At 71.9% G+C, this 24632-nt stretch carries 23 protein-coding genes and 2 pseudogenes; 12 read left to right on the top strand and 13 right to left on the bottom strand.

Annotation, left to right across the window (positions count from 1 at the left end; genetic code table 11):
- Positions 1-22 precede the first annotated feature (22 nt).
- From HHL19_RS18110 to HHL19_RS37345, 3 genes are all read right to left on the bottom strand, one after another.
- Positions 23-838, bottom strand: coding sequence for an alpha/beta fold hydrolase (locus tag HHL19_RS18110; protein WP_169090798.1), 816 nt, complete (start codon positions 836-838; stop codon positions 23-25).
- Positions 839-953: 115 nt separating this feature from the next.
- Positions 954-2855 (bottom strand): ABC transporter ATP-binding protein, encoded by a 1902-nt coding sequence (locus HHL19_RS18105; protein WP_240981659.1) that lies wholly within the window; start codon positions 2853-2855, stop codon positions 954-956.
- A 392-nt stretch (positions 2856-3247) separates the two neighbouring features.
- A complete protein-coding gene (locus HHL19_RS37345; RefSeq protein WP_240981658.1) occupies positions 3248-4318 on the bottom strand; it encodes a nuclear transport factor 2 family protein in 1071 nt (356 codons plus the stop codon).
- A 90-nt stretch (positions 4319-4408) separates the two neighbouring features.
- Between HHL19_RS37345 and HHL19_RS18090 the strand changes: the two are divergent.
- The 4 genes and pseudogenes from HHL19_RS18090 to HHL19_RS18075 all read left to right on the top strand — a co-directional run bounded on the left by HHL19_RS18090 (position 4409) and on the right by HHL19_RS18075 (position 7996).
- Positions 4409-5294 (top strand): annotated as a pseudogene (locus HHL19_RS18090) (helix-turn-helix transcriptional regulator).
- A gap of 11 nt (positions 5295-5305) precedes the next feature.
- Positions 5306-5833 (top strand): ATP-binding protein, encoded by a 528-nt coding sequence (locus HHL19_RS18085; protein WP_169090795.1) that lies wholly within the window; start codon positions 5306-5308, stop codon positions 5831-5833.
- A gap of 53 nt (positions 5834-5886) precedes the next feature.
- Positions 5887-6663 carry a class E sortase gene (locus tag HHL19_RS18080; RefSeq protein ID WP_169090793.1) on the top strand — a complete coding sequence of 259 codons (777 nt, stop codon included), beginning with the start codon at positions 5887-5889 and terminating at the stop codon, positions 6661-6663.
- Between the two features lie 118 nt (positions 6664-6781).
- On the top strand, positions 6782-7996 hold the full coding sequence (locus HHL19_RS18075; RefSeq protein WP_169090791.1) for a S8 family peptidase: 1215 nt from the start codon (positions 6782-6784) through the stop codon (positions 7994-7996).
- A 45-nt stretch (positions 7997-8041) separates the two neighbouring features.
- Here HHL19_RS18075 and HHL19_RS18070 read toward each other — a convergent pair whose 3' ends face one another.
- Positions 8042-9097, bottom strand: a complete 1056-nt coding sequence (locus HHL19_RS18070) for a LacI family DNA-binding transcriptional regulator (RefSeq protein WP_169090789.1) — start codon at positions 9095-9097, stop codon at positions 8042-8044.
- Positions 9098-9258: 161 nt separating this feature from the next.
- On the opposite strand from HHL19_RS18070, the gene HHL19_RS18065 reads away from it, so the two are divergent.
- The 4 genes from HHL19_RS18065 (at position 9259) to HHL19_RS18050 (ending at position 14742) form a co-directional block, all read left to right on the top strand.
- Positions 9259-10566 (top strand): extracellular solute-binding protein, encoded by a 1308-nt coding sequence (locus HHL19_RS18065; RefSeq protein ID WP_169090787.1) that lies wholly within the window; start codon positions 9259-9261, stop codon positions 10564-10566.
- 17 nt (positions 10567-10583) lie between these two features.
- Positions 10584-11468, top strand: a complete 885-nt coding sequence (locus tag HHL19_RS18060) for a sugar ABC transporter permease (protein ID WP_169090785.1) — start codon at positions 10584-10586, stop codon at positions 11466-11468.
- On the top strand, positions 11468-12286 hold the full coding sequence (locus tag HHL19_RS18055) for a carbohydrate ABC transporter permease (protein WP_169090783.1): 819 nt from the start codon (positions 11468-11470) through the stop codon (positions 12284-12286). Before HHL19_RS18060 ends, HHL19_RS18055 begins: the two co-directional genes overlap by 1 nt.
- Before the next feature lie 125 nt (positions 12287-12411).
- A complete protein-coding gene (locus HHL19_RS18050; RefSeq protein ID WP_240981657.1) occupies positions 12412-14742 on the top strand; it encodes a glycoside hydrolase family 3 N-terminal domain-containing protein in 2331 nt (776 codons plus the stop codon).
- A 30-nt stretch (positions 14743-14772) separates the two neighbouring features.
- On the opposite strand, the gene HHL19_RS18045 is transcribed toward HHL19_RS18050, so the two are convergent.
- Together HHL19_RS18045 and HHL19_RS18040 are read right to left on the bottom strand one after the other, a co-directional pair.
- Positions 14773-15741, bottom strand: a complete 969-nt coding sequence (locus HHL19_RS18045; RefSeq protein ID WP_169090779.1) for an alpha/beta hydrolase fold domain-containing protein — start codon at positions 15739-15741, stop codon at positions 14773-14775.
- A gap of 302 nt (positions 15742-16043) precedes the next feature.
- Positions 16044-16682: a flavin reductase family protein gene (locus HHL19_RS18040; protein WP_169090777.1), complete on the bottom strand. Its 639-nt coding sequence runs from the start codon at positions 16680-16682 to the stop codon at positions 16044-16046.
- A gap of 65 nt (positions 16683-16747) precedes the next feature.
- Between HHL19_RS18040 and HHL19_RS18035 the strand changes: the two genes are divergently transcribed.
- Positions 16748-17521 carry a winged helix-turn-helix domain-containing protein gene (locus tag HHL19_RS18035; RefSeq protein ID WP_169090775.1) on the top strand — a complete coding sequence of 258 codons (774 nt, stop codon included), beginning with the start codon at positions 16748-16750 and terminating at the stop codon, positions 17519-17521.
- Here the strand turns inward: HHL19_RS18035 and HHL19_RS18030 are convergent.
- The 6 genes from HHL19_RS18030 to rpmG all read right to left on the bottom strand — a co-directional run bounded on the left by HHL19_RS18030 (position 17493) and on the right by rpmG (position 20770).
- Positions 17493-18047, bottom strand: a complete 555-nt coding sequence (locus HHL19_RS18030) for a dihydrofolate reductase family protein (protein WP_169090773.1) — start codon at positions 18045-18047, stop codon at positions 17493-17495. The genes HHL19_RS18035 and HHL19_RS18030 overlap by 29 nt on opposite strands.
- A 97-nt stretch (positions 18048-18144) precedes the next feature.
- Positions 18145-18519, bottom strand: coding sequence for a helix-turn-helix domain-containing protein (locus HHL19_RS36795; protein ID WP_206325267.1), 375 nt, complete (start codon positions 18517-18519; stop codon positions 18145-18147).
- A 285-nt stretch (positions 18520-18804) separates the two neighbouring features.
- Positions 18805-19041 carry a 30S ribosomal protein S18 gene (gene rpsR, locus HHL19_RS18020; RefSeq protein ID WP_169090771.1) on the bottom strand — a complete coding sequence of 79 codons (237 nt, stop codon included), beginning with the start codon at positions 19039-19041 and terminating at the stop codon, positions 18805-18807.
- A gap of 56 nt (positions 19042-19097) precedes the next feature.
- A complete protein-coding gene (locus tag HHL19_RS18015) occupies positions 19098-20288 on the bottom strand; it encodes a GTP-binding protein (protein ID WP_240981656.1) in 1191 nt (396 codons plus the stop codon).
- Positions 20285-20533 (bottom strand): type B 50S ribosomal protein L31, encoded by a 249-nt coding sequence (locus tag HHL19_RS18010; RefSeq protein ID WP_169090769.1) that lies wholly within the window; start codon positions 20531-20533, stop codon positions 20285-20287. The genes HHL19_RS18015 and HHL19_RS18010 overlap by 4 nt, the downstream gene beginning before the upstream one ends.
- 72 nt (positions 20534-20605) lie before the next feature.
- Positions 20606-20770 (bottom strand): 50S ribosomal protein L33, encoded by a 165-nt coding sequence (rpmG, locus tag HHL19_RS18005; RefSeq protein WP_169090767.1) that lies wholly within the window; start codon positions 20768-20770, stop codon positions 20606-20608.
- Positions 20771-20836: 66 nt separating this feature from the next.
- Here rpmG and rpmB point away from each other — a divergent pair, with 66 nt between their 5' ends.
- The 3 genes and pseudogenes from rpmB to HHL19_RS17990 all read left to right on the top strand — a co-directional run bounded on the left by rpmB (position 20837) and on the right by HHL19_RS17990 (position 23090).
- Positions 20837-21073, top strand: coding sequence for a 50S ribosomal protein L28 (gene rpmB / locus HHL19_RS18000; RefSeq protein WP_169090765.1), 237 nt, complete (start codon positions 20837-20839; stop codon positions 21071-21073).
- Positions 21073-21378 carry a 30S ribosomal protein S14 gene (gene rpsN / locus HHL19_RS17995; RefSeq protein ID WP_169090763.1) on the top strand — a complete coding sequence of 102 codons (306 nt, stop codon included), beginning with the start codon at positions 21073-21075 and terminating at the stop codon, positions 21376-21378. Before rpmB ends, rpsN begins: the two co-directional genes overlap by 1 nt.
- Positions 21379-21496: 118 nt before the next feature.
- Positions 21497-23090, top strand: a pseudogene (locus HHL19_RS17990) (transposase).
- A gap of 23 nt (positions 23091-23113) precedes the next feature.
- Here the strand turns inward: HHL19_RS17990 and HHL19_RS17985 are convergent.
- Positions 23114-24097 carry a phosphotransferase gene (locus tag HHL19_RS17985; protein WP_169090761.1) on the bottom strand — a complete coding sequence of 328 codons (984 nt, stop codon included), beginning with the start codon at positions 24095-24097 and terminating at the stop codon, positions 23114-23116.
- Positions 24098-24632: the final 535 nt, after the last annotated feature.

Genomic DNA, 24632 nt, shown 5'->3' with positions numbered 1-24632 from the left:
CGGACGCCGGTGCGCGCGTGGTTCAGTCCTGGGCCTTCACCTGCGTGTCGAGGAAGTCCAGCAGCGCCCTGTTGAAGCGGTCGGGCTGCTCGGCGCCCGGGAGGTGGCCGGCGCCGTCGACGACCGTCAGGGCGGCGTGGGGGACGAGGCGGTGGATCGTCTCGGCGGCCTCGACGGGGGTGTAGACGTCGTCCGCTCCGACGATGATCAGCACCGGCTCCCGGACGGCGGGCAGCGTGTCACGGTAGTCGCGGCGTTCGGCCCGTCCGCGCAGCGCCGCGGCGGCGCCTCGGGGGTCGGTGGCGCGCATCATCGCCAGGACCCGGTCGGCGACCTCCGGCATCGCGGTCACGTTGTACGCGGCGAGCATCTTGTCGATCACCTCGTCCGCGTAGCCGGCCATCCCCTCGGCGAGGAGCCTGTCGGCGAGGCGGTTGCGGACGTCCCTGCCCTCGTCGGTCTCGGCGGGTGCCGAGGTGTCGGACAGGACGAGCGCGCGCACCCGTCGCGGGTGGCCGTGGTGGAACTCCATGGCGATCTGACCGCCCATGGAGACGCCGCCGACCACCGCCCGCCCGATGCCGAGATGGTCGAGGAGAGCGGCGAGGTCGTCGGCGAAGTCGGAGAGGAGCACCTGCCCGGGGGTGACGCCGCTGCGGCCGTATCCGCGCAGGTCGGGGGTGACGACCCGGTAGCCGGCCTCGGTGAGCGCCGTGACCTGGGGTGTCCACATGGTGTGGTCGAAGGGGTGGCCGTGGATCAGGAGGACCGGCACTCCGGTCGACGGACCGAAGTCGTCGTAGTGAAGGGTGACGTCACGCAGGGTTACGGTGTCCATGCCAGCACCCTAGCTCCGTGATCACCGGACACGCAGCGGTGTTTCGCGAGCGGCGACGGAGGGCGTGCCCCGAGCCGGCCGGCCTCGGCTGCCGAGGCCGGCCGGCTCCTCTCCTTCATGTCGTCGGCACCTGGCGGGGTCCTCCGTCGGTGTCGGGCGGCGTGCAGGCCTGGTACGCGGCGGCCTGGAGGGTGAACATGTGGGCGTAGAGGCCGTCGTGTGCCATGAGTTCGCCGTGGGTGCCCTCCTCCACGATCTTTCCGGCGTCGAAGACGTAGATCCGGTCGCATTCGACGACGCTGGCGAGGCGGTGGGAGATGAGGACGGTGATCTGGTCCTCGCGCAGGCGGCCGCGGAGGACCGCCTCGTACACGGCGTGTTCGGACGGCGGGTCCATGCTCGCGGTCGGTTCGTCGAGGAGGAGCAGCGGGGCGTCGTTGTAGAGGCCCCGGGCCACGGCCATCTTGGCCCACTGGCCGCCGGAGAGGTCCTGGCCGCCGCGGAACCGCTTGGAGAGCAGCGTGTTCCACTGTTCGGGCAGGCGGGCGATGACCTGGTCGGCGCCGGAGGCGCGTGCGGCGGCCAGGGCGCGGTCCGGGTCGGCCTCGGTGAGGCTGCCGGTCGAGGCGGTGATGTTGGCGAGGGCGCTGAAGGGGAACCGTACGGGCTCCTGGAGGACGAAGGCGACCTGCTGCTGGAGCGACCGGGCGTCCATGTCCCGGACGTCGACGCCGTCCCAGCGGATCGTGCCGCTCTGCGGCTCGTGGAGTCCGGCCAGGAGCTTGGAGGCCGTGGTCTTGCCGCCGCCGTTGGAGCCGACGAAGGCGACGGTCTCGCCCGCCTTGAGCGTCATCGACACTCCGGAGAGGGCGGGTTCGGGCTTCCCCGCGTACGTGAACGACACGTCGTCCAGCTCGATCGCCGCCACGCGCCCGGGAGCCTTCAGGGTGCCGCCGCGCATCTGCAGGCCGCGGCAGCGTTCGAGTACGGCTTCGAGGTCCGTGACCCACAGGGCGTGTTCGTACACCAGGTGGGCCACCTCGACGAGGCGGGTCAGCGCGGCCTGGCCGCTCTGCACGGCCAGGACCGCGCTCGCGCCGGCGGCGAGGGGGAGCCAGCCGGCGATCAGCATGGCGGTGAGCGCGCCGTATGTGACGGCGGTGCCCAGTCCGCCGACGCCGCGGCCCGTCAGGTGCAGCCAGGCCGCCTGGGCCCGGAGGCGCGTGTCCTCCTCGGCGATGCGGGTGATGAGCCGGTCGTGCTCGTCGAGGAGGGCCGGCTGCACGGTGTCGGAGCGCACCTCGGCTGCGGCGTCCTGGTCGAGCAGGAGCCAGGTGAAGACGCGGACGCGGCGCTGCAGGGCGTTCCACCGCTTGAAGGAGTGGTACCGGGCCCGTGCGCTGCGGATCGCCGCGACGCCGACGGGCAGCACGGACAGCAGCATCAGCGGCAGCAGGGCCGGATGCAGGAGTCCGAGGACGCCGATGGTGCCGGCCAGGGCGAGCGCGGCCGAGGCGAGCGCGACGACCTGCCCGATGAGCTCGCGGGCGTAGAACAGGCCGCGGTCGTACGCCCGGAACACCTCGTCGTGCCAGTCGGCGTCCTCCACCGCCTCAAGGCGTACGTGTGCCGTCAGCCGGAGGAACTCCTTCTCCAGCGCGGTCCGGATCTTCGGGGTCACCCGCGCCTGCGCCATCCCGACGCCGGCCTCCAGGAGGGCCCTCAGGGCGAGCAGACCGGCGACGACGAGGACCTGGAGGCCGGCGGCCCGGACGCGCTCGGGTGTCGGCCCGTCCGCGAACACCTCCTGCAGCACGCCCACGGAGGCGAGGAGCCCGAAGGCGGTCATGGCGGCGGAGGCGAGCTGGCAGGCGACCGCGGCGAGGGTGGCACGCGGGTCCGCCCGCCAGGCGAGGAGACCGATCCGGCGGGTGGTCCGCGGCAGCCCGCCGAGGATCTGCCGGACGGTCGCCGTCGCCGCGGCTCCGTCGTGGACGGACCAGTAGGCCTCCTCCATCCCCTCGGTGATGTCCGCGCCGTCCCCGCCGGCGGGTCCGGGGGGCCGAGGCGGGCCGAGCGTCGGCGTGCGGGGTGGGGCGGCGGTGCGGGAGGGTGGGTCGGGGAGAAGGGGAGAAGCGGCGAGATGGGGGTGCAACACGTCCTCCATGCCTGCGGGTCGGGGTGTCGGACAGCTCAACGAGGTGACATCCCGGGTCGTGCACATCCGATTCGGACGGCGTTCGAACCCCGTGGGCAGGCGAAAGGGAGTTCGTTCCCTGTACATCGATCCGTGCGGGGCACGGGTCGGGGCGGAGACCCGGCGTGGCCGAAACGCCGATGGCGCGGGCGTGCGGGCGGATCGCCGGGCCGGTCCCCTCCGTGTCGAGCGGGTCGGTTCCGTATCCCCGTTCAGAACATCGTGTTGTCGTTCTCGGAGGTGGGCGGGACGACCTGAAGGACGTCCCAGTGCTCGACGATCCTGCCGTCGGCGTCGAAGCGGAAGATGTCGATGCCGGCGTACTCCTCGTCGCCCGGCCAGGTCTGCCGGCAGTGCAGGACGACGTGGTCGCCCTCGGCGAAGGCGCGCTTGTACTCGACGCGCTTGCCCGGGTACTCGGCGGCCATGCGCTCGAAGTAGTCGATGAACGCCTGCTTGCCGTCGCCGACGTGCGGGTTGTGCTGGATGTAGGTGTCCCCCGCGTACTGGTCGATGGCCTCGGCGGGGCGGCACTCGTTGAACATCAGGTCGTAGAACGCCTTGGCCGTGGCCTTGTTCTTCTCCGGGTCGCTCATGGGGCCACCGTAGGTCCGGCGGACGCGCCGGACGCCCTCGGACGCGCGAACGGCCGAGGGACTGCGCCGCACGGGGGCGATGACGTCCCCGTGCTCGACGGTCCGGCAGACGAGGTGCTTTCCCTGCCCGGCCCACCGCGCGGCGGCGGCGCCGAAGCCGTCCAGGCCGTCGGCGGCGTCCGGGTTGTGCTGGTGGTAGGTCTCGGTCGAGACGTAGTCGGTCAGGACGGAGCAGTCGGCGCCCTTGAGGACCTTCTCGGCGAATTCCAGGACCAGGGCGCGGTTGGCCTCGGTCCTGTCCCGGTCGGAGGGCTCGGTGGGGCCGTCGGTCCGGGAGCGGCCGGAGGCGGTGTTCTCGACCAGCGGGGTCAGGGCGTCCCCGTGCTCGGCGAGCCTGCCGTCGGCGTCGACGCGGAAGATGTCGAAGCCGACCAGCGGGTCGGGGCCGAAGCCGTGGTACGTGCCGTGCAGAGCCACCAGGTCGCCGTCGGCGAGCACCCGGGCACCCTCGCAGCGGAAGCCCTCCGGCAGGCCGGCGACCAGTCGGCGCAGGGCCTCGGGGCCGTCGGCGGCCAGGGCGCTGTGCCGGCGGTAGCCGGCGGCGACCCAGCGGTCCACGGCGCTCGGGTCCTTCTTCCCGGACAGTTCGCCGGTCTCGGTGAGGACGGTGTTCTTGGCGTTGCTCATGACCATTCTCGTTGCTTCGGGCGCGGTGCCCCGCTGCCGCCGTGCTTGCCGGTTTCCGACCGACACGATGCCGAAGATCGGCTCGGCGGCATCCCAGGGGTCTCGTTCGTCGCGCCGGCCGGGATCGCGGCCGGCGTCGGGGTGCTCGATCCGGCCGACCTGCGCGGCCGGGTGCCCGCGGAGCGGCTCGCGGTCCCGCAGAGGCCGGACTTCCACCACCTGATCACCCTCACCGGCGGATCCCTGCGGCGCACGGTCGACTTCACCGCGTACGCGCTCGGCCCCGGCTCCTGGTTCTGGGTGCGCCCCGGTCAGGTCCAGCAGTGGGGCGACCTCGCCCGCGCCGAGGGGGCGCTGGTCCTGTTCCGGGAGGACTTCCCCGACCCGGCGACCGCGGCCGCGGCGCGCCTCGAAGACCCGCGCGCCCCGGTCCTGCGGCGCCCCCTCCCCGACGACGCCGCGGCTGGCCGCCGAGCACCTCGCCACCGAGTTCCGGGCCCTGGGACAGTTGCCCCTGGAGATCCACACCGCCGCGCTGCGTCACCTGCTCGCCGTACTCGTCCTGCGCCTGGCCCACCTCACGGCGCCCGTCGGCCGCCCCGCGCCCGAACCCGACGTCACGTACCTGCGCATCCGCGACGCCGTCGAGCAGGGCTTCGCGCGCACGCGCCGGGTCGAGGACCACGCCGAGACGCTCGGTTACTCGCCCCGCACCCTCTCCCGGGCCACGCTCGCCGCCGCCGGTGTCGGCGCCAAGGAGTTCATCGACCGGCGCGTCGTCCTGGAGGCCCAGCGGCTCCTCGCCCACAGCGACCGGACCGCCGCCCGGATCGCCGAGTGCCTCGGCTTCTCCAGCGCGACGCATGTCAGCAAGTACTTCCACCACCGCACGGGGCAGACCCCCCTCGCCTTCCGCGACTCGGTCCGCGGGCTGCGCGACGGCCCGGACGAGCCCGGCACGAGCGCGCGGCGCTAGCCTCGGACCGCATGACGATCGTGTGGATCAACGGCACCCATGGTGCGGGCAAGACGACGACCGCCGCGCTGGTGCGGCAACTGATTCCGGACTCGCGGGTGTTCGACGCCGAGAAGGTCGGCGAGACGCTGATGGACATCACGCCGGGGCTGCCGGCGGCGGGCAACTTCCAGCACTGGCCGCCGTGGCGACCGCTCGTCGTGGAGACCGCCCGGCACGTCCTCGCCTACACGGGCGGCACGCTGGTGATGCCCATGACGGTCCTGGTCGAGGAGTACTGGCGCGAGATCGGCGCGGGCCTCGCCGCGCACGGGATCCCGGTCCGGCACTTCGTCCTCCACGCCGACCAGGACACCCTCCGCGCGCGCATCGCGGGCGACACGGTCACCGGCCCGGACTCCCCGTTCCGCCTCCGGCACCTGGAGCCGTACGCCGAAGCGGCAGCCGCGTGGCTGCACGCCGAGGCCGAAGTCGTCGACACCACGCACCTCACGCCCGCCCAGGCCGCGCTGCGGATCGCGGAGTCCGTCAAGGGCTGACGACGTCGGGGAGGTGGCGGGAATGTGCGGTGCCGGTCCGTTGTTGTGCGGCCATGGGCCGTACGCGCCGTGCCGCCGTCGCCGCCTCCGTCGCCGCCACGGGGGTGGTGGTGCTGCTCGTCGGTTGTGCCTCCACGGCGACGTCCGGGGGCGCCACCGCTCCCCCGCCGCCGGTCCGTGCCACCGAGGCGGCCGAGCACCGGCCCGAGCCCGTCGGCGCTTCGCCGAGCCCTGCGCCCAGCGCTGTGCCCAGCCCCCGGCCGCGGGCCGCCGAGATCGACATCCCTTCGATCGGGGTGGCGGACCTGCGGGTCGTGCCGTACGAGGGGAGGACCGACGACCGGGCGGGCACCCGCATACAGGACCGCGGCGTCGCGGCGAGCCCGTACGGGGAGCGGGGCGGCGTCGGGCCCGGCGACATAGGCAACTACCAGGTGACCGCGCACCGGCTCTCGGCCGGCGGGCCGCTCCGTGATCTGCCCGAGGTCGAGGTCGGCGACCTGGTGCACGTGACCGCCGGAGACGCCACGTACACGTACCGGATCGTCGAGACCCGCACCACCTCCTTCCGCTCCGAGCGTTCCCTCGCGGAGCAGCGGGCCGCGGTCCCGGGGGCGCCTGGCGAGCGGCCCACCCGGGCCATGATCACGTTGTCCACCTGCGCGACTCCGGAGGACAACGCCGCCGGCAACTTCTGGCGGGACGACCAGGGGAATCCCGAGCACCGGATCGACAAGATCGGCCTCCTCACCACGACCCGGCCCGCGTCCGAGCCCGCGTCCGGGTCGGAGCCCGAGTCCGGGTCGGAGCCCGCGTCCGAATCCGGCTGAAGCCGCCTCTCCCGGGGCACCGCTTCGGCCGAGCGCATTGCGGTGATCTTTGCGGCATCCGTTGGAATCCTCGGGAATGTGCTGGCCCGTGATCGTTTCCGCGTGGTGCCCTCCCGACATGAACACACGTACCAGACTCGCTCTCGCGAGCGCCGTCGTCGCCTCCCTGGCCCTCGCCGGACCGGCCGCCACCGCCGTGGGTTCGGCGCCCGCCTCGGGGTCCGGCGCCGCGCCGGACCCGACTCCGGCGCCGCTCATCACGGCCGCCAACGCGGTGCCCGGCAAGTACATCGTGACCCTGGACAAGACGGTCGACGCGGCCGCGGCGGCGCGGAAGCTGGGGCTCAAGCCCACGTTCGTCTACGAGAAGGCGCTGAACGGCTTCGCGGTGCCGCTGACCGAGGTCCAGCTGGACCTCGTCAGGAAGACGCCCGGGGTGGCGTCCGTCGAGGAGGACGCGGTGGCCCTCGCCCCGCCGCAGCCGGTCACGCCCACCGGAACCCGCGGCCCGGCCGCCACCTGGGGTCTGGACCGGATCAACCAGTGGAACCTGCCGCTCGACAACGACTTCACCACGCTCGGCAGCGGCGCAGGGGTGACCGCGTACATCCTCGACACCGGGATCGACTACGCCCACGACGAGTTCGGCGGCCGGGCCTCGTTCGGCTTCGACGCGATGGGCGACGGGCGGGCCGGGCAGGACTGCAACGGCCATGGCACGCATGTGGCGGGCACCGTCGCCGGGAAGACGTACGGCGTCGCGCGCAAGGCGAGCCTGGTGAGCGTACGAGTCCTGGGCTGCGACTCCCGGGGGCCGTACTCCGGGATCATCGCCGGGATGGACTGGGTCGCCAAGAACGCCAGGCAGCCCGCGGTCCTGAACGGATCGCTGGGCGGGGACAAGTCCGTCGCCGTCAACAACGCCGCCACCGCCCTGTACCAGGCGGGCGTCCTGCCCGTCATCGCGGCCGGCAACTCCGCGAAGGACGCCTGTGACGTCTCGCCCGCGTCCGCGGCGGGCACGTTCACGGTCGCCGCGTCGAACGTGTGGGACGAGGAGACGTCCTTCTCCAACCACGGCCGGTGCGTCGAGATCCTCGCGCCCGGCCAGGACGTCGTGTCGGCGAAGCTCGGCGGCGGTTCCGTCGCCCTGAACGGCACGTCCATGGCCGCCCCGCACGTCGCCGGCGTCGCCGCGCTCTACAAGGCGCAGCACCCCACCGCCGGTCCGGCCGAGATCGGCCAGTGGCTCGACGGCAACTCCACCAAGGGCCTGCTGACCAACCTCAGCAACAACACCCCCAACAAGCTGCTGTACACCGGCGGCCTGTAGCACCCATACCCGCCCCCGCCCCCTCTCCGGCCCCCGCCGCTCCCCTCACACCCCGCCCCGGGCCGTCGGCGACGCCGGGGCGGGGGCGGCGGGTGGCGGGGCGGTGCTGTTCCTGACGACGAGGCTGGTGGCGAGTTCCAGACGGGTCACGGAGGGTTCGCCCGCACGCAGCCGGAGCAGCATCTGGACCGCCTCCTCGCCCATCTGACGGAGCGGCTGGTGGACGGTGGTGAGGGCGGGGCTGGACCAGCGGGCGGGCATCACGTCGTCGTACCCGACGACGGAGAGGTCCTCGGGGACGCGCAGCCCGCAGACCCGGGCCGCCTCCAGGACGCCGAGGGCCTGGAGGTCGCTTCCGGCGAAGATCGCGGTGGGGCGGTCGGGCAGGCGGAGCAGGTCGAGGGCGTGGGCGTAGCCGCCTTCGACGTGGAAGTCGCCGAAGCGAATGAGTGCCGGATCGCTGTCGAGTCCGGCCATGCCGAGGGTCGAGCGGTAGCCGTCGAGGCGGGCGAGGGAGCAGAGGACGTCCTCGGGGCCCGTGATGATGGCGATGCGCCGGTGGCCCAGGTCGACGAGGTGGCGGGTGGCGGCGACGCCGCCGGCCCAGTTGGCCGAGCCGACGGACGGCACGTCCGGCTCCGGGTCCCCGGCCGGGTCGACGATCACGAAGGGGATGGAGCGGGCTCCGAGTCGTCGTTTGACCTCGGCGGGGAGCGAGGAGAAGACGAGGACGACGCCGATGGGGCGGCGTTGCAGGACGCCCTCGATCCAGTCCGGTCCCGGCGCGTGCCGGGTGCCGCTCTCCGTGAGGACGACGCTCGCCTGATGGACCTTGGCGAGGTTCTCCACGCCGCGGATGAGCTCCATCGACCAGACGCTGTCGAGCTCGTGGAAGACGAGTTCGATGAGCGGGGCCTCGGCGGCCGCCCGGGTGGTCCTCCGGTACGCATGCGCCTCAAGGAGGGCCTCCACCTTGCCGCGGGTGCGGGGCGAGACGTCCTGGCGTCCGTTGAGGACTTTCGAAACTGTCGAAAGCGAGACGCCGGCCTTCTCGGCCACCTCGGCCAGGGTGATCCGCCGGTTCTCCTCGTCATCACGCATCCGAGCAGCATAAAGCACCGACACCCACGACCCCGATGTCACGTTTCCATAACGCGACGACAGAGGGTTGACCGGTTTCGCGGCACCGCCCTAGCGTCCCGCCCATGAAGTTTCGGAAACAGTTCCGAAACTCTTTCGAGATAGGCGAGGTGGGCGGCGCGATGAAGCGGCACATACGGCTCCTGAGAACGGCTGTCATCGGCGGGGCATCGCTGGCCATGGCCCTGTCCCTGGCCGGCTGCGGCGGCTCGGGGGACGCGGCCGGCGGCGACGCGGGCACGATCCACGTCCTCGTCTACGGGGACGCGACGAACAAGGTGGAGAAGCAGCTCGTCGACACCTTCAACAAGACCTCGAAGGTCAAGGCGGTCCTCGACACCATCCCCGGCGCCGACTACCAGTCCAAGCTGCAGACGATCATCAGCGGCAAGCAGGCCCCGGACGTGTTCTTCAACTGGGGCGGCGGCAGCATCAAGCCGTACGTCGACGCCGGGCTGCTGATGCCCCTCGACGACTTCATCGCGAAGGACGCCAAGCTCAAGTCCGACTTCCTGCCGTCCGTCTTCGACACCGCCGTCGTCGACGGCAAGCCGTACGGCGTCCCCATGCGCGGCACCCAGCCGGTCCTGCTCTTCAGCAACAAGAAGGTGCTCCAGGAGGCGGGCGTCACCGCGCCGAGGACCTGGGACGAGCTGCTGGCCGCCGTGAAGGCGCTGAAGGAGAAGGGCGTCACCCCGATCGCACTGGGCGGCGGCGACCGGTGGCCCACGCAGATGTGGTTCCAGTACGTGTACGACCGAGTCGCCGGGCCCGAGCACTTCGCGAACGCGGTCAAGGGCGACAAGGACGTCTGGGCGAGCGCCGACAGCAGGAAGGCCCTCGGCATGCTGAAGGAGCTGATCGACGCCGGCGCCTTCGGCACCAACTACGACTCCGTCAAGTTCACCGACGGCGGCTCGCCCGCGCTGCTCGCCACCGGCAAGGCCGCCTTCGAACTCATGGGCTCCTGGGAGTACTCCACCCTCCAGGACGCCTACCCCGACTTCGTGAAGAGCGACCTCGGCTACGGCGCCTTCCCGACCGTCGCGGGCGGCAAGGGGAACGGCGACAACATCGCCGGAAACACCAACAACTTCTACTCGGTGCTCAAGAGCACCGAACACCCCGAGGCCGTCGCCGACTTCCTGAAGCTCATGTACTCCGACGAGTTCGTCAAGGCGCAGCTCGCCATCGGCAACCTGCCGACCACCACCAACACCCCGAAGTTCCTCGACACCGCCGCCAACCCGGAGTACTCGACGTTCCAGTACGAGCTGGTGAAGAAGGCCCCCGCCTTCCAGCTCTCCTGGGACCAGGCGTTCCCGCCGGCCGCCACCACCACGCTCCACCAGGCGATCCAGCAGTTCTTCAACGGACGGTCGGACGCCGACGCCTTCATCGCCGCCATGCAGAGCCTGCCCGCGGCCTGACCACCGGGACTTCCGACATGACCCCCGCCACCGGTGTGGGCCGCCCGGGCGTCGCCTGGGCGGCACCGGCCGCCGTCTTCTTCGGGCTGTTCGCCCTCGTTCCGCTCCTCCTGGTCGTCGTGCTCTCCTTCACCCGCTGGAACGGCCTCGGCTCGCCCGCGTTCGCGGGTCTGGAGAACTGGAGCAAGCTGCTCGACGACCCCGTGATGGTGAAGAGCCTCTGGCTGAGCCTCGTCCTCACCGTCCTCGGCGTCCTCGTCCAGACCCCCATCAGCATCCTGCTCGGCGTCTGGGCCGCCGGCCGCCAGCGCAACCGCGCCGTCCTCTCCGCGATCTACTTCGTCCCGCTGCTGCTCTCCGTCACCGCCGTGTCCGTCCTGTGGCGCGCCCTCCTCGACCCCAACTTCGGCCTCCCCTCCCAGGCCACCTGGCTGTTCGGCGACGGCAACCTCTTCGGCGTCCAGTCGAGCGCCATCGGCGTCCTCGTCCTCGTCGGCACCTGGCAGTTCACCCCCCTGCACACGCTGCTCTACCAGGGCGCCGCGCGGGCCATCCCGCCGGTGCTCTACCAGGCGGCGCAGATCGACGGGGCGGGGCGGGTCAGGCAGTTCTTCCACATCACCCTGCCGCAGCTGCGCAACACCGTCGTGACGTCGACGATCCTCATGGTGGTCGGCGGCCTCACCACCTTCGACACCGTCCTGATCCTCACCCAGGGCGGTCCGGGCACCGACACCACGAACACGGCCTATTTCATGTACCAGAAGGCCTTCAAGAGCTTCGACTTCGGCATGGCCTCCGCCATCGCGCTGCTCCTCGTCCTGGTCGCCACCCTCGTCTCCCTGGTCATGGTCCGCCTGAGCGGCTACGACCGGATGCGCAGCACCCTGGAGGGCGTGTGATGCGCGGACGCCCCAATTACCTCGCCGGCTTCGGGTCCCTCGTCTGGCTGTTCGTCATCGGCCTGCCGCTGTACGTCATGCTCGTCGCCACCTTCCAGACCCGGACCGACTACGCCGCGAACGGCCCCCTCGGCTTCCCGACGAACCTCACGCTCGACAACTACGTCGGCGACCTGAACGACGGTTTCGGCCAGTACTTCCTCAACACGGTCGTCGTCACCCTCGCCGTCGTGGGGATCGTCCTGCTGCTCGTACCGCCCCTGGCGTACGCGATCGTCCGCAGCGACGGCAAGGCCTCCGGCAGGGTCTTCCGGCTCTTCCTGCTCGGCCTGGCCATCCCCTCCCAGGCCGTGATCGTGCCCATGTTCTACCTGATCAACGAGGCCGGCCTCTACGACAACCTCCTCGGTGTCGTCCTGCCGACGGCCGCCTTCGCCATGCCCGTCTGCGCCCTGATCCTCACCGGCGTCATGCGCGACATCACCTCCGAGCTGTACGAGGCGATGACGGTGGACGGCGCCTCCTCCTGGCGGATCTTCCTCCAGCTGGTGCTGCCGCTGTCCAAGGGCGGGCTCTCGACGATCGTCGTCTTCTCCGCGCTCCAGGCGTGGAACGGCTTCCTCTTCCCCCTCGTCCTCACCCAGTCCTCGGAGAACAAGGTCATCACCATGGGCCTCTACGACTTCCAGACCGAGCACGGCGTCGACATCCCCGGTCTGCTCGCGGCCGTCGTCCTGTCCATGCTCCCCATCCTGTTCGTCTATCTGTTCGCCCGTCGCGCCCTGGTCCAGGGCCTGATGGGAGTCGGAGGAAAGTGACCGCACCCATGACCACGGCGTCGTCTCCCGACCACCCTGCCGCTTCCGGCCCCGGCCCCCTTCATGGTCCTTGGCGGGATCCCTCACTGGATCCGGAGACCCGCGTCGACGCGCTCCTGCGCGCGATGACGCTCCCGGAGAAGATCGCCCAGCTCTTCGGCGTCTGGGTCGGCGCGTCCGACGACGGCGCCGAAGTCGCGCCCCACCAGCACGACATGGAGGAGCCCGTCGACCTGGACGCGCTGCTGCCCACCGGACTCGGCCAGCTGACCAGGCCCTTCGGCACGGTTCCCGTCGACCCGGCGCTCGGCGCGCTCTCCCTCATGCGGACGCAGGCGAGGATCGCCGCCGCCAACCGCTTCGGCATCCCCGCCGTGGCGCACGAGGAGTGCCTCGCCGGCTTCGCCGCCTGGGGAGCCACGGCGTACCCCGTCCCGCTGTCCTGGGGCGCGACCTTCGACCCGGAGCTGATCCGGGAGATGGCCGGCGCGATCGGGCGCGACCTGCGCGCGGTCGGTGTCCACCAGGGCCTGGCCCCCGTCCTCGACGTCGTACGCGACGCCCGCTGGGGTCGCGTCGAGGAGACCATCGGCGAGGACCCGTACCTCGTCGGCACCCTCGCCACCGCCTACGTCCAGGGCCTGGAGTCCGCGGGCGTCGTCGCCACCCTCAAGCACTTCGCCGGGTACTCCGCCTCCCGGGCGGGCCGCAACCTCGCGCCCGTCGGGATGGGCCGGCGCGAGCTGGCCGACGTGATCCTGCCGCCGTTCGAGATGGCGGTCCGGGAGAGCGGCGTACGGTCCGTGATGCACGCGTACACCGACACGGACGGCATCCCTTCCGCCGCCGACGACGGGCTCCTGACCGGTCTGCTCCGCGACACCTGGGGTTTCGCCGGTACGGTCGTCGCCGACTACTTCGGCATCGCGTTCCTCAAGACCCTGCACGGCGTCGCCGGAAGCTTCGAGGAGGCGGCCGGTCTGGCGCTCGCGGCGGGCGTCGACGTCGAACTGCCCACTGTCAAGGCCTTCGGCGGGCCACTGCTCGACGCCGTCGAGCACGGCCGCGTACCCGAGTCCCTCGTGGACCGCGCGGTGCGGCGCGTCCTCCTCCAGAAGGTGCACCTCGGCCTCCTTGACCCGGACTGGAGCCCCGTCCCGGCGGCGCTCGCGAGCACGGACGTCGGCATCCCCCGGGACGGCGCCGGCGCCTCGGACCCGGAGCTCCTGCGCGGCACGATCGACCTGGACCCGGCGGCCAACCGGGAGCTCGCCCGCCGGGTCGCCGAGCGGGCCGTCGTCCTGCTCCGCAACGACGGCGTCCTGCCCCTCGACCCGGCCGTGCCCCGCCGGATCGCCCTGATCGGTCCCACGGCCGAGGCTCCCACGGCCGTCCTCGGCTGCTACTCCTTCCCCGTCCACGTCGGCGGGCAGCACCCGGACGTGCCGCTCGGCATCGAGCTGCCGACCCTCCACGAGGCGCTGCGGGCCGAGTTCCCGGCCGCCGAGTTCCTCGTGGCGGCCGGCACGGGCATCGACGACGGGGCGACCGACGGGTTCGCCGAGGCCGTGGAGCTCGCCCGCGGCGCCGACCTCGTCGTCGTGGCGCTCGGCGACCGCGCCGGACTCTTCGGCCGCGGCACCAGCGGCGAGGGCTGCGACGCGGAGTCCCTCGCACTGCCGGGGGCCCAGGGCCGGCTCCTCGACGCCCTGCTCGACGCCGTTCGCGACACCGGTACGCCCCTGCTGGCCACGCTGCTGGCCGGACGGCCGTACGTCCTGGGCCGGGCCACCGAGGAGGCGGCCGCCCTCGTCCAGTCCTTCTTCCCCGGCGAATCGGGAACCGCCGCCATCGCCTCCGTCCTCAGCGGCCGGACCGCGCCCAGCGGCCGGCTCCCCGTCAGCGTGCCCCGGCACCCCGGCGCGCAGCCGTCCACGTACCTGGCCGCCCGCCTCGGCCAGGCGAGCGAGGTCTCCAGCATCGACCCGGCGCCCGCGTACGGCTTCGGCCACGGTCTGACCTACACGGGCTTCGACTGGTCGGGCCTCACCGTGGAGACGGCCGAGACGCCGACGGACGGCGCCTTCCGCCTCTCCTTCACCGTGGAGAACACCGGCGCCCGCGCCGGCACCGAACTCGTCCAGCTGTACCTCCACGACCCGGTGGCGTCGGTGGTGCAGCCCGTGCAGAGGCTCATCGGCTACGCGCGGCTCGACCTCGCCGCGGGCGAGCGGAAACGCGTCGAGGTGGAAGTCCCCGCCGACCTCGCCTCGTTCACGGGCCGTGACGGGACGCGGAGGGTGGAACCGGGAAGCCTGGAGCTCCGCTTCGCCGCCTCCAGCACCGAGCCCCGCCTGACCGCGCACGTCATGCTCACGGGCCCGGTGCGCCCGGTCGACCACCATCGGCGTCTGCACGCCGACTTCCGGATCGCTCCTTCCACCCCCTCCCGTTGATGGAGGGACGATCCTGCGGCGGCTCCCGGCTCACGAGTCGAGGAGGCGCGCCACCCAGTCGTCGCGGGCCGCGGTCGCCGCCTGGGAGACGGCCGTGTGCGGGGCGAGCAGGTCGAAGCCGTGGAAGCCGCCCGCCCACACGTGGAGTTCCGTGGGCACGCCGGCCGCCCACAGGGCTGTCGCGTAGGCGACGTCCTCGTCGCGGAACAGCTCCGCCGAGCCGCAGTCGATGAACGTGGGCGGCAGGCCCGCGAGGTCCGTCGCGCGGGCCGGCGCCGCGTAGACCGAGACGTCCTCCGTCCCGCGCCGTGCACCGAGGAGCGCGCTCCAGCCGACCCGGTTGTCGGCGCCGTTCCAGGTGCCGGCGTCGGCGTACTGGTACGTCGAGGTCGTCCGCCCCCGGTCGTCGAGCATCGGGCAGATCAGCACCTGCCCCAGCAGCGCCGGGCCCTGGCGGTCGCGGGCCAGCAGGGCCGTACCGGCGGCGAGTCCACCACCGGCGCTCGCGCCGGCGACGACGATCCGGTCCGGGTCGATCCCGAGGTCCGTGGCGTGCTCCGCGGTCCACACGAGGCCCGCGTAGCAGTCCTCGACCGGGTACGGGTCCGGGAACTCGGGAGCGAGACGGTACTCGACGGTGACGAGGACCGCGTCGTGCTCGACGATCCAGGGCAGCATCTGCACCACGCCGAGCAGCCGGTCCCCGACGACCATGCCGCCGCCGTGGATGTGGTAGATCCCGGGTCCGGGGCCGGTGTGGTCGCGGCGCGATATCACCGTCGCGGCCAACTCCGCGCCCTCGTGGCCGGGAACGGTGACCTCCCGGCGTACGAGTCCCTCCGACTCCAGCTCCTCGTCGGTGAGTCCGCCCGCCATCGGCAGCTCCCGGAACCGCTGGACGGTCTCCAGTGTCAACGTCGGCAACTGTGCGCTGACGACGGACAGGACGGCGTCCAGCTCCGGATCGAACGGCGGCCTGGCTGTCTCCGGGCTCGGCATCGTGACCCCTCTCTCCTCATGTCTCCGTACCTCGCGCCCCTCGCAAGGCAGCGCGGCGAAGGCCTCACCCTGTCCGCCGGTCGAGGACCGCGACAACCGCCCTTCGCGGCGGTACGCGGGACCCGCCTCCGCGGTTCGCCGGTGCGGCACCCGCGCTGACGTGCCAGAACGCCGCGGGAACGGCGCCGACCCGCCGGGGCCGGATCGCGGCGGGCGGTCGCACACTCGATCACGGACCGCGTCAGGTGGGGTCGGGTCGGACCGCGTCGGGTCGGGTCGGGTCGGGTCGCGGGGCCTTCGGCTCACCCGACCCGCGCGGCGGCCCCGGCGGTCCCGGCGGTCTCCGAGCGGAAGCCGTGGCCGAGTTCGGGGGCGAGGCCGTGGTAGTGGCGGAAGTTGTAGATGAGGGGGCTCCACTCCGCCGGGTCGACGTGGTGCGTGCCGGGGACGACGATGCGCTCGGCGGCGTGGACGCGGACCACCTCGCACTCGACGGAGAGGAAGCCGCCCCCGCCGCCCGGAGTCAGCGTGACGGCCCGCGCCTCCAGCTGGAGCGGGGACTCGGCGACCCGGGGCGGCCGTACGAGCTGGGAGGGCCGCGCGGTCAGCCCGGCGGCGGCGAACTTGTCGGGCTCGTACCGGTACACCGCCCGCTTGCTCTCCGGCACCGGATCCGCGCCGGTCAGCGGCGCGAGGCGCTCCACCTGCTCCCACAGGTCGGGCGAGGCGAGGTTGATCACGACGTCCGGCCGCTCGGCGAGGTTGCGCACGGTCCGGCTGTCGCGCCCCAGGCCCAGGACGACGTTCTGTCCCAGGGCCCAGGCCGAGGAGATCGGGGCGAGGTTGAAGGTTCCGTCGCCGTTCTCGGTGGTGAGGAGGACGACGGGGGTGCCGAAGTAGAGGATGCTCGGGCGGATCACTCGGTGGGTGTCGTTCGTCATGCGGAGAACGCTAGGTGGGTGACCCTTCGGCGGGCGTCGAAGTGACGGCGGCCGACAATGGCCGCGTGACCAGCACCGATGCGTACGCCGACGGGCCCGGCGCCTACGAGCCCGACCTCGCCGCCCTGGCCGGCCTCCTGGCGGACCGGACCCGCGCCGCCTTCTGCCTCGCGCTGCTCGACGGCCGGGCCTGGACGGCGACCGAACTGGCCCGCCTCGCGGGCGTCGCGGCCTCGACCGCGACGAGCCACCTGAACCGGCTGGTGGCGGGCGGCCTGCTCGCGGAGGAACGCAGCGGCCGGCACCGCTACGTCAGGCTCGCCGACCCCGGCATCGCGGAGATGATCGAGGCACTGGCCGCGCGGGCACCCCACCGCGGGGCGCCGGTACGTTCCCTCACCGCGGCCCGGAGCCGCCGGGATCTGGCCTTCGCCCGCGTCTGCTTCGACCACCTGGCCGGCTCGCTCGCCGTCGCGGTCACCGACGCCATGACCGCCGAGGGCCTGCTCTCCTGGGACTACGGCCCCGCCCTCACCGCCGCCGGGGCCTCCTGGCTGAGGGAACTGGGGATCACCGACGAACCGACCGGCCCCGCGCCCGCACGTCCCCAGGTCCGCACGTGCGTCGACTGGAGCGAACAACGCCTCCACCTGGCGGGCGGTGTGGGAGCGGCCGTGTTCCGGCACGCCGTCGAGGAGTCGTGGCTGATCCACGCCGGCGACACGCGCGTGGTGAGGCTGACGGACGCCGGCCGCGCCGCCCTCCGACTGCACCTCCGCCTGCCGGACGCGGCACTGGCCCCTTCCTCGCTCAGCGCGCCGGACGGTAGGTCGCGATGATCACTCCGCTGCTGGTCGGCTGGGCGCTGACCAGCTGGAGCCGCTTCATGGGGGTGTCGTCGGTGAACAGCTTCCGGCGGCCCTCACCGGCGACGACCGGGTGGATCAGCAGGACGAGTTCGTCCAGCAGGTCCAGTTCCAGCAGGGAGCGGACCAGGGTGGGGCTGCCGGCGACGGTGATGTCCTTGCCCTCGCCCGCCTTGAGCTCGTTCACGGCGGTCGTCAGGTCGCCCTTGATCAGGGTGCTGTTCGCCCAGTCGTCGACGCTGTCGAGCGTCGAGGAGACGACGTACTTGGGGGACTCGTTGATCCACGTGGCGAAGCCCGCGTCCTCGCCACTGGTCACCGTCGGCCAGTACCCGGCCCATTCGGTGAACGTGACGCCGCCCAGCAGGATCGTGTCGGCCGTCTCCAGCGTGCGGGCCAGTGCCGCGCCCATCTCCTCGTCGAACTCGAACTGCCACTGGTCGGGCGACTGGACGGCTCCGTCGAGCGAGACGAACAGACCCGAGACGACCTTGCGCATGATTCCTCCACGTCGGGAACGCTCCGTCCGCGGGTTCTCGGCCGGTCCGGCCGAGAACCCGTCGGCTACGTGAGGAACAGTAGGTCGGCGCGCGGGGTCAGGTGTTGTACGGAAGCGACAGCGGCAACGCCGTGTCCGGCGTCGCGAGCCGGGTGGCGGCGCGCCCCACGTAACGTTTCAGGGATCGTGCCAGGTGCGGCTGGTCGAAGTGGCCCAGCCGGTGCACGACCTCCTGCGCCGGTACACCTTCCTGGATGAGCACCGCCGCCTGGCGGGCCCGGTGGATCTGCCGGATGGCGCCCTGGGTCAGGCCCGTCGCCGCGACGAAGCGCCGCTGCGGGGTGCGCTCCGTGACGTCCGGGCGGCCGGTGCCGCCGAGCGTCGCGGTGACGACCGGGGCGAGGTCCGCGATGCCCTCACGGAGCATCCTCCGTACGAACGCCTCGGCGTTGTCGTGGTCGGGACGTGCCACGCCGAACCCTTCAGCCACAGCGAACGCCGTGTCACGCCGGGGATCGCCGCGCCGCCGCCGACCAGGGCGCTCACCGGGATGTGCGGCATCGACGTGCCGAGCGCGAAGCTGATCCCGAAGAAGACGGCCTCTCCCGTGACGGGCGCGAGGGAGGCCTTCGCCTCCGGGGCGCGAGGGAGGCCTTCGCCTCCGGGCCCAGCACCCCCGCCTGGGGCACCCCCTGGTGCTCCCGGAACACGAGCTCCCGGTGCGGCGTCGCGATCGGCATCATCCGGCCGGGCGGCGTCAGCGGCTGGAGTACGGCAGCAGCGCCATCTCCCGGGCGTTCTTGACGGCGGTGGCGAGGGCGCGCTGCTGCTGGGCGGTCACGCGGGTGACGCGGCGGCTGCGGATCTTGCCCCGGTCGGAGAGGAACCTGCGCAGCAGATCGGTGTCCTTGTAGTCGATGTACGTGATCCCCGCCGCGTCGAGCGGGTTGGGGCGGGACTTCACGGGCTTGCGGGGTTCCTGGCGTCGAGCCATGACGGCGTCTCCTGGGTGTCGAAGGTCTCTGGGGGGTGGTGGTCAGGCGGCGGTGGTCAGGCGGCGGTGTCGAGGAGGGAGTCGAACGCTGCGGGCAGGTGCTTCCAGGCGTCGGGCCCGGCCGCGTACTCGGCGTCCGTCAGCAGACAGGATTCGAGGAGCTGCTCGACTCCGTCCCGGTCGAGTCCGGGTGAGGTGAAGACCAGGTGCTGGCAGCAGTCGCCGTGTTCCGGGTGCCAGTCGAGCGCGGCCGCCGCCTGGCGGATGGGAGGGATCAGCTCCCAGGCCGCGTCGGGCAGGGACGCCAGCCAGGGGCCGGCGTTCTCGACGCAGAGCGCGCCGCCTGCCGCGTCCCAGGCGAGCAGGGTGTCGGGGCGGTCGGCGAGCCAGAACCGGCCGCGGCTGCGCGCGGCGGCGCAGCACAGGTCCTCCAGGGCCTGGTAGAGGCGCTCGGGGTGGAACGGCCTGCGCCGGTGCCAGACGAGCGTGGTGACGCCGGCCTCGTCGGCTTCCTGCGGAAGGAGCGCGCACGCGGGGTGCTGGGCGGCCGCGGCGGCCTCGACGTCGAAGCCCGCGAACGCTGCCCGGGCCAGCTCCGCGGAGGCGGCCGGCACCTGACGGGCGGTGGGGTGCAGCTGGGCGAGCAGGGCGCGGTCCTCGTCGTCGGCTTCGTCGTTGTCGACGACGGCGAGGACGGGGGCGTACTCCAGCTGCCGCGCCCAGGTGTCGGCGACGGTCCGCCGGTCCGTGGGCGCCGCCGCGAGGCCGGCTTCGGCGAGGTCGTCGCCGTTGCCGAGGTACGGCAGGACGAGCGCCGGGTCCACGGCGGTGATGACGCCGGTGAGGCTGAGCCGGTCGCGGCCGTGTGCGGCGATGACCTCCGCCATGGCCTTCGGTTCCACGGAGTCCCACAGTTCCACGACGGCGAGCCGGGTCAGCCCGCCGTCCGCAAGCCGCTCCAGCTCGGGGACCAGGTCCTCGCGCAGCGCACAGCAGGCGCAGTCGTCGACGAGCGGCGTCTCGTCCCGGGACAGGGTGCCGGTGGCGGCCCGGACGAGCCGGAGGACGGTCCCGCCGGGAGCGTCGGAGAGGTCGTGGTGGAGCGCGACGCTCCCGGGGACGGTCCGCAGGAGCCGGTCGACGACCTCCCGCCGGGCCTCCGAATGGAGCCCGGCGACGACCACGACGGCCAGTCCGAGACCCGGCTCCCCCGGGTTCCCCGTCTGCCCCATACGTCCCGCGCTCATCGGCGGCTTCCGTAGCGTCGCTCGAAGCGCTCGACGCGGCCGGCGGTGTCGAGGACGCGGGCGGTCCCGGTGTAGAAGGGGTGGCTCGCGGAGGAGATCTCGACGTCGACGAGCGGGTAGACGTTGCCGTCCTCCCACTCGACCGTCTTGTCGCTGGTCATCGTCGACCGGGTGAGGAACGCGGTGCCGGAGGCGGAGTCGCGGAAGACGACGGGACCGTAGGCGGGGTGGATTCCGGGCTTCACGGCAGAAACCTTTCGGGGATGGGGGCGGGGGTGGGGGTGGGGTGAGGGCGAGAGATCAATACGGGGTCGGGGTCAACGGTCCTCACGGAAGTCGACGTGCCGCCGGGCCACGGGGTCGTACTTGCGCAGGACGAGCCGGTCGGGGTCGTTCCGGCGGTTCTTGCGGGTGACGTAGGTGAAGCCGGTGCCCGCGGTGGAGCGGAGCTTGATGATCGGGCGGATCTCGTTGCGTGCCATGGGGCTAGTATATGGGAACGATTTTCATTTCCAACCAGCCCTCTTCGGAGAAAGGCGGCGACATCCATGTCGGCCCACTGCCAGCTGACCGGCGCGAAGCCCGGTTTCGGCAACACCATCTCCCACTCCCACCGGCGCACTTCGCGCCGCTTCGACCCCAACATCCAGCGCAAGCGCTACTGGCTGCCCAGCGAGGGACGGCACGTCCGCCTCACGCTGAGCACCAAGGCGATCAAGACGGTGGACGCGATCGGCATCGAGGCCGCCGTGGCCCGCATCCGCGCACGAGGCGGGAAGGTCTGATGGCGAAGAAGAGCAAGATCGCGCGGAACGAGCGGCGCAAGGCGGTCGTCGAGCGGTACGCCGCCCGGCGGGCCGAGCTGAAGGAGATCATCCGCCGCCCGGCGTCGACCCCCGCCGAACGCGACGCGGCCCAGGCCGAACTCCGCCGACAGCCGCGCGACGCCAGCGCCACCCGCGTACGCAACCGCGACAGCGTCGACGGCCGCCCCCGCGGCTACCTCCGCAAGTTCGGCCTCTCCCGCGTCCGAACCCGCCAGCAGGCCCACGCGGGCCACCTCCCCGGAGTGACCAAGTCCTCCTGGTGACCCGACACGCCTCCGCCGGCGACTCCGACACTGTTGGCGAATCCTGGGGCTGAACGTGACGTCGGCCTTCACGACCCGTTGTGGCCATGAGGGCCGACGTTGCGCTTGGGGAGGGCCGATGTCTTTGCACGCCAGGAAGATCGACGGGGTTCCGGAGGAGACAGCCCGGGTGGCACGGGCTGCGTTCCCGAAGGGCAGGCTGGCACTGGTGTCGGTCATGCAGTTCGCCAAGGGACTCTCGGACCGGCAGGCCGCAGACGCGGTGCGCGGGCGGCTGGACTGAAAGTACCTGCTGGGGCTGGAGCCGGCCGATCCGGGGTTCGATCACTCGGTACTCACCGAGTTCAGGGACTGGCTGATTGCCGGAGACGCCGGTATTCAGCTCCTGGACCGTGTCCTTGAAGCCGCTGCGGAGCATGGCCTGCTCAAGGCCGGTGGCCGTGCACGCACGGACTCGACGATCGCGCTGTCCCCCGCCCGGCAGATCACGGGCTGGTGCGGCTCGGTGAGACCCTGCGAGCCGTGCTGAACACCGCGGCCGTCCACGAGCCGGAGTGGCTGGCTGGGTTCCGTCTGAGTGGTTCGACCGGTACGCGATCCGGTTCGAGGGCACGCGGCTGCCCAAGGGGAAGGCCAAGCAGGCCGAGCTGATCGAGCTGATCGAGCAGACCGAGCAGATCGAGCAGATCGGTGCTGACGGGTTGAGCCTGCTTGGGGCCCTAACGGCCCCGGATGCCCCTCCGTCCCTGCCGCTGCTTCCTCGGATTCAGATCCTGCGGCGGATTGTGGATCCAGCAGTACTTCGTCGACAACGGGCAGGCCCGTCGCCAGGACCTCAAGGACCGCCCGGCGGGCGCGGAGCGGCTGGTCACGCCGTACGACACCGACGCGCGCGGCAGCGTGAAACGCGGCATCTTCTGGGACGGCTACAAGGTCCACCTCACCGAAACCTGTGGGCCGGACAGCCCGAACCTGATCACACACGTCGCAACCACCGACTCCCCCGTCCAGGACGTGCGCCTGGTCGCCCCGATCCACGCCCACCTAGCCAAGCGCGACCTCCTGCCGGACCGCCACCTGGTCGACGCGGGCTACGCCACCGCCAGGGAGGCGGTCACCGCCCGCAGGAATCACGAAGTCAACCTGGTGGACCCGATCCTCGCGTCCACGAACTGACAGACCAAGGACAGCGGCCTCTCCCAGGCGGACTTCGCCATCGACGGGGAGAGCCGGCAGGTGACCTGCCCCAACGGTGCGACCAGCAGCCGTTGGGTTGAGGACCGCTCTCAGGAAGGGCAGCAGCCGTGGTCCGGGCACGGTTCCCGACGGCTGCCTGTCGTCCCTGCAAGATCCGAGAACAGTGCACCCGCTCCAACAGCAAGGGGGACATGGGCCGTCGGATCACTATCCGGCCGCAAGCTGAGTATGAGGCGATTCAGCAGGCGCGGGCCCAGGAAGAGCCCCAGGAGTGGAAGGAAGAGGACGTGCACCGAGCCGGTGTCGAAGGCACGATCTCCCAAGGCGTTCGAGCCTTCGGCCTGCGGCGATGCCGCTACCACGGTCCGGCCAAAGCCCGACTGCGACACCAACTCACCGCCACCGCGATGAACTTCCACCGCCTCAACTCCTGGTGGACCAACACCCCGCGAGCCAGGAAGCGCGCTTCTCACCTGGCAGCCCTCCGGCCCACTGCGCAGGACTCCTGCTCGTAGGCGTTCGCCCCAGCGATGACGGTTCAGGCATAGCGACTGAAAAGGGATTCAATGTATCCCTCCAGCCTTTGAGTCAGTACACCGGCTGTCAGATCGACGCGGCCCAGTTCACGCCAGGGGACAGCGACCTTCTCCGCGTCCGGAGCGAATCCCAACGCGTCCAGCAGCCGCCAGTAGAGATGGGCAGTGCCGTCTTCAGCCAAGGTTCCGCCCGCGGCGACGTAGCGATCGGCAAAACGCATACCGACGGGAATCCCGTGCAGCAGAGCGAGGGCCGTCGAGCAATGAGCCACGTCCAAGTCGGCCGGCCCCCAGGAAGTCTCCACCCAGTCAACGACCCCACTGATCTGAAGGTCATCATCGGTACCCGTGAAGAGGACGTTGCCGGGATGGAAGTCCCGATGCAGGAAGCAACCCTGATAGGCCGGGGGCTCCTGGCGGATGACGTCGGCAGCCCGCTGCCAGAGCTCGGGCCGCTCGGTCGCCGCGGGCAGAGTCACTCGCTCGGGGGCGGCCCAGGCCTGGTAGGTGCGAGGCCGTTGTTGCGCGGTCACCGCCAGCTGATGGATCCGCACCAGTTGCTGGGCCAGCAGTTCAGCGCGGTCATCGGCACCCTGGTCGTCCAGGCGCACGGTCCCCGGCAGCAGGGACATCAGCAAGGAGGGGTGATCGCAGTACTGCGCCGTCGCATCCACCGCCACGAGCGTGGCCGCAGGCACGTCCGTGTCGCCGAGGAGGCGCAGGACAGTCGCCTCACGGGTCAGCAAACCCGCCGCGTGCCGAACGAAGAAGGGCTTGACGAAGGACCGAAGGACAAGTGAGCGCCGACCACCTGGACCACGGAGGTCAAGGCGGCGCATCTCCGACGTCCAGCCGCCCCGCAGGCGCACAACATTTTCGATGTGCTCCGCCTCGGACAGCCCCTTCTCCACCCAGGAGCGCGTGGCACCCCAGCCTTGACCGCCAAGATCCGCGCCGCTGCCCTCGGCCCCCTCACCCGAAACCATGCAGGCAGACTATCCGCCCCCCAGCCAACGCATCCCGGGAACCGAGTTTGCCAACAGTGTCGCAACTCCCAGCGGGGCATACGCACGCGTGTCGCGACCCTGCGCGTACTGGAGTGCGGGCCCCGGAACGGAGACGCCGGCGACGCGCGGGGCCGGCCAAGAGGGAGCCCGTTCCGGTCGGCGACAGGTCGCCCGACGGCATACCCCCGCCCGCCCCCGGCTTCGGGGCGGGCCTTCGCATGGCCGTCAGCGCCGCCCTCCAGCCGCGAAGCGCCGGTACGCGCCCCGCACGGGCCCGACCGCCCTCCCGCCCGGTCACTCCTCTCACCTCCGCGGCATTGCAGCATCGTGAGCGGCGGAGGGGTCGACCCGAGCGGGGCGATTCCCCACCCTCCTCCCAGCTCGCCCGCGATGCGGCCCACCGCCGCACCACGGTCTCCGACATCGTCGAGGAGGCGCAAATGTCGCGCCCGACGGTCTACAGGTACGTCGGGAGCAAGGAAGAGGCGATCGTCTAGCCTCACGCTTTCACGAG

The sequence above is a fragment of the Streptomyces sp. R302 genome, assembly GCF_012927245.1.
In the GTDB taxonomy this organism is placed as follows: Bacteria; Actinomycetota; Actinomycetes; order Streptomycetales; family Streptomycetaceae; genus Streptomyces.
Note: the sequence above shows the minus strand (reverse complement) of the source record. Positions and strands in the feature narration are given on the sequence as shown.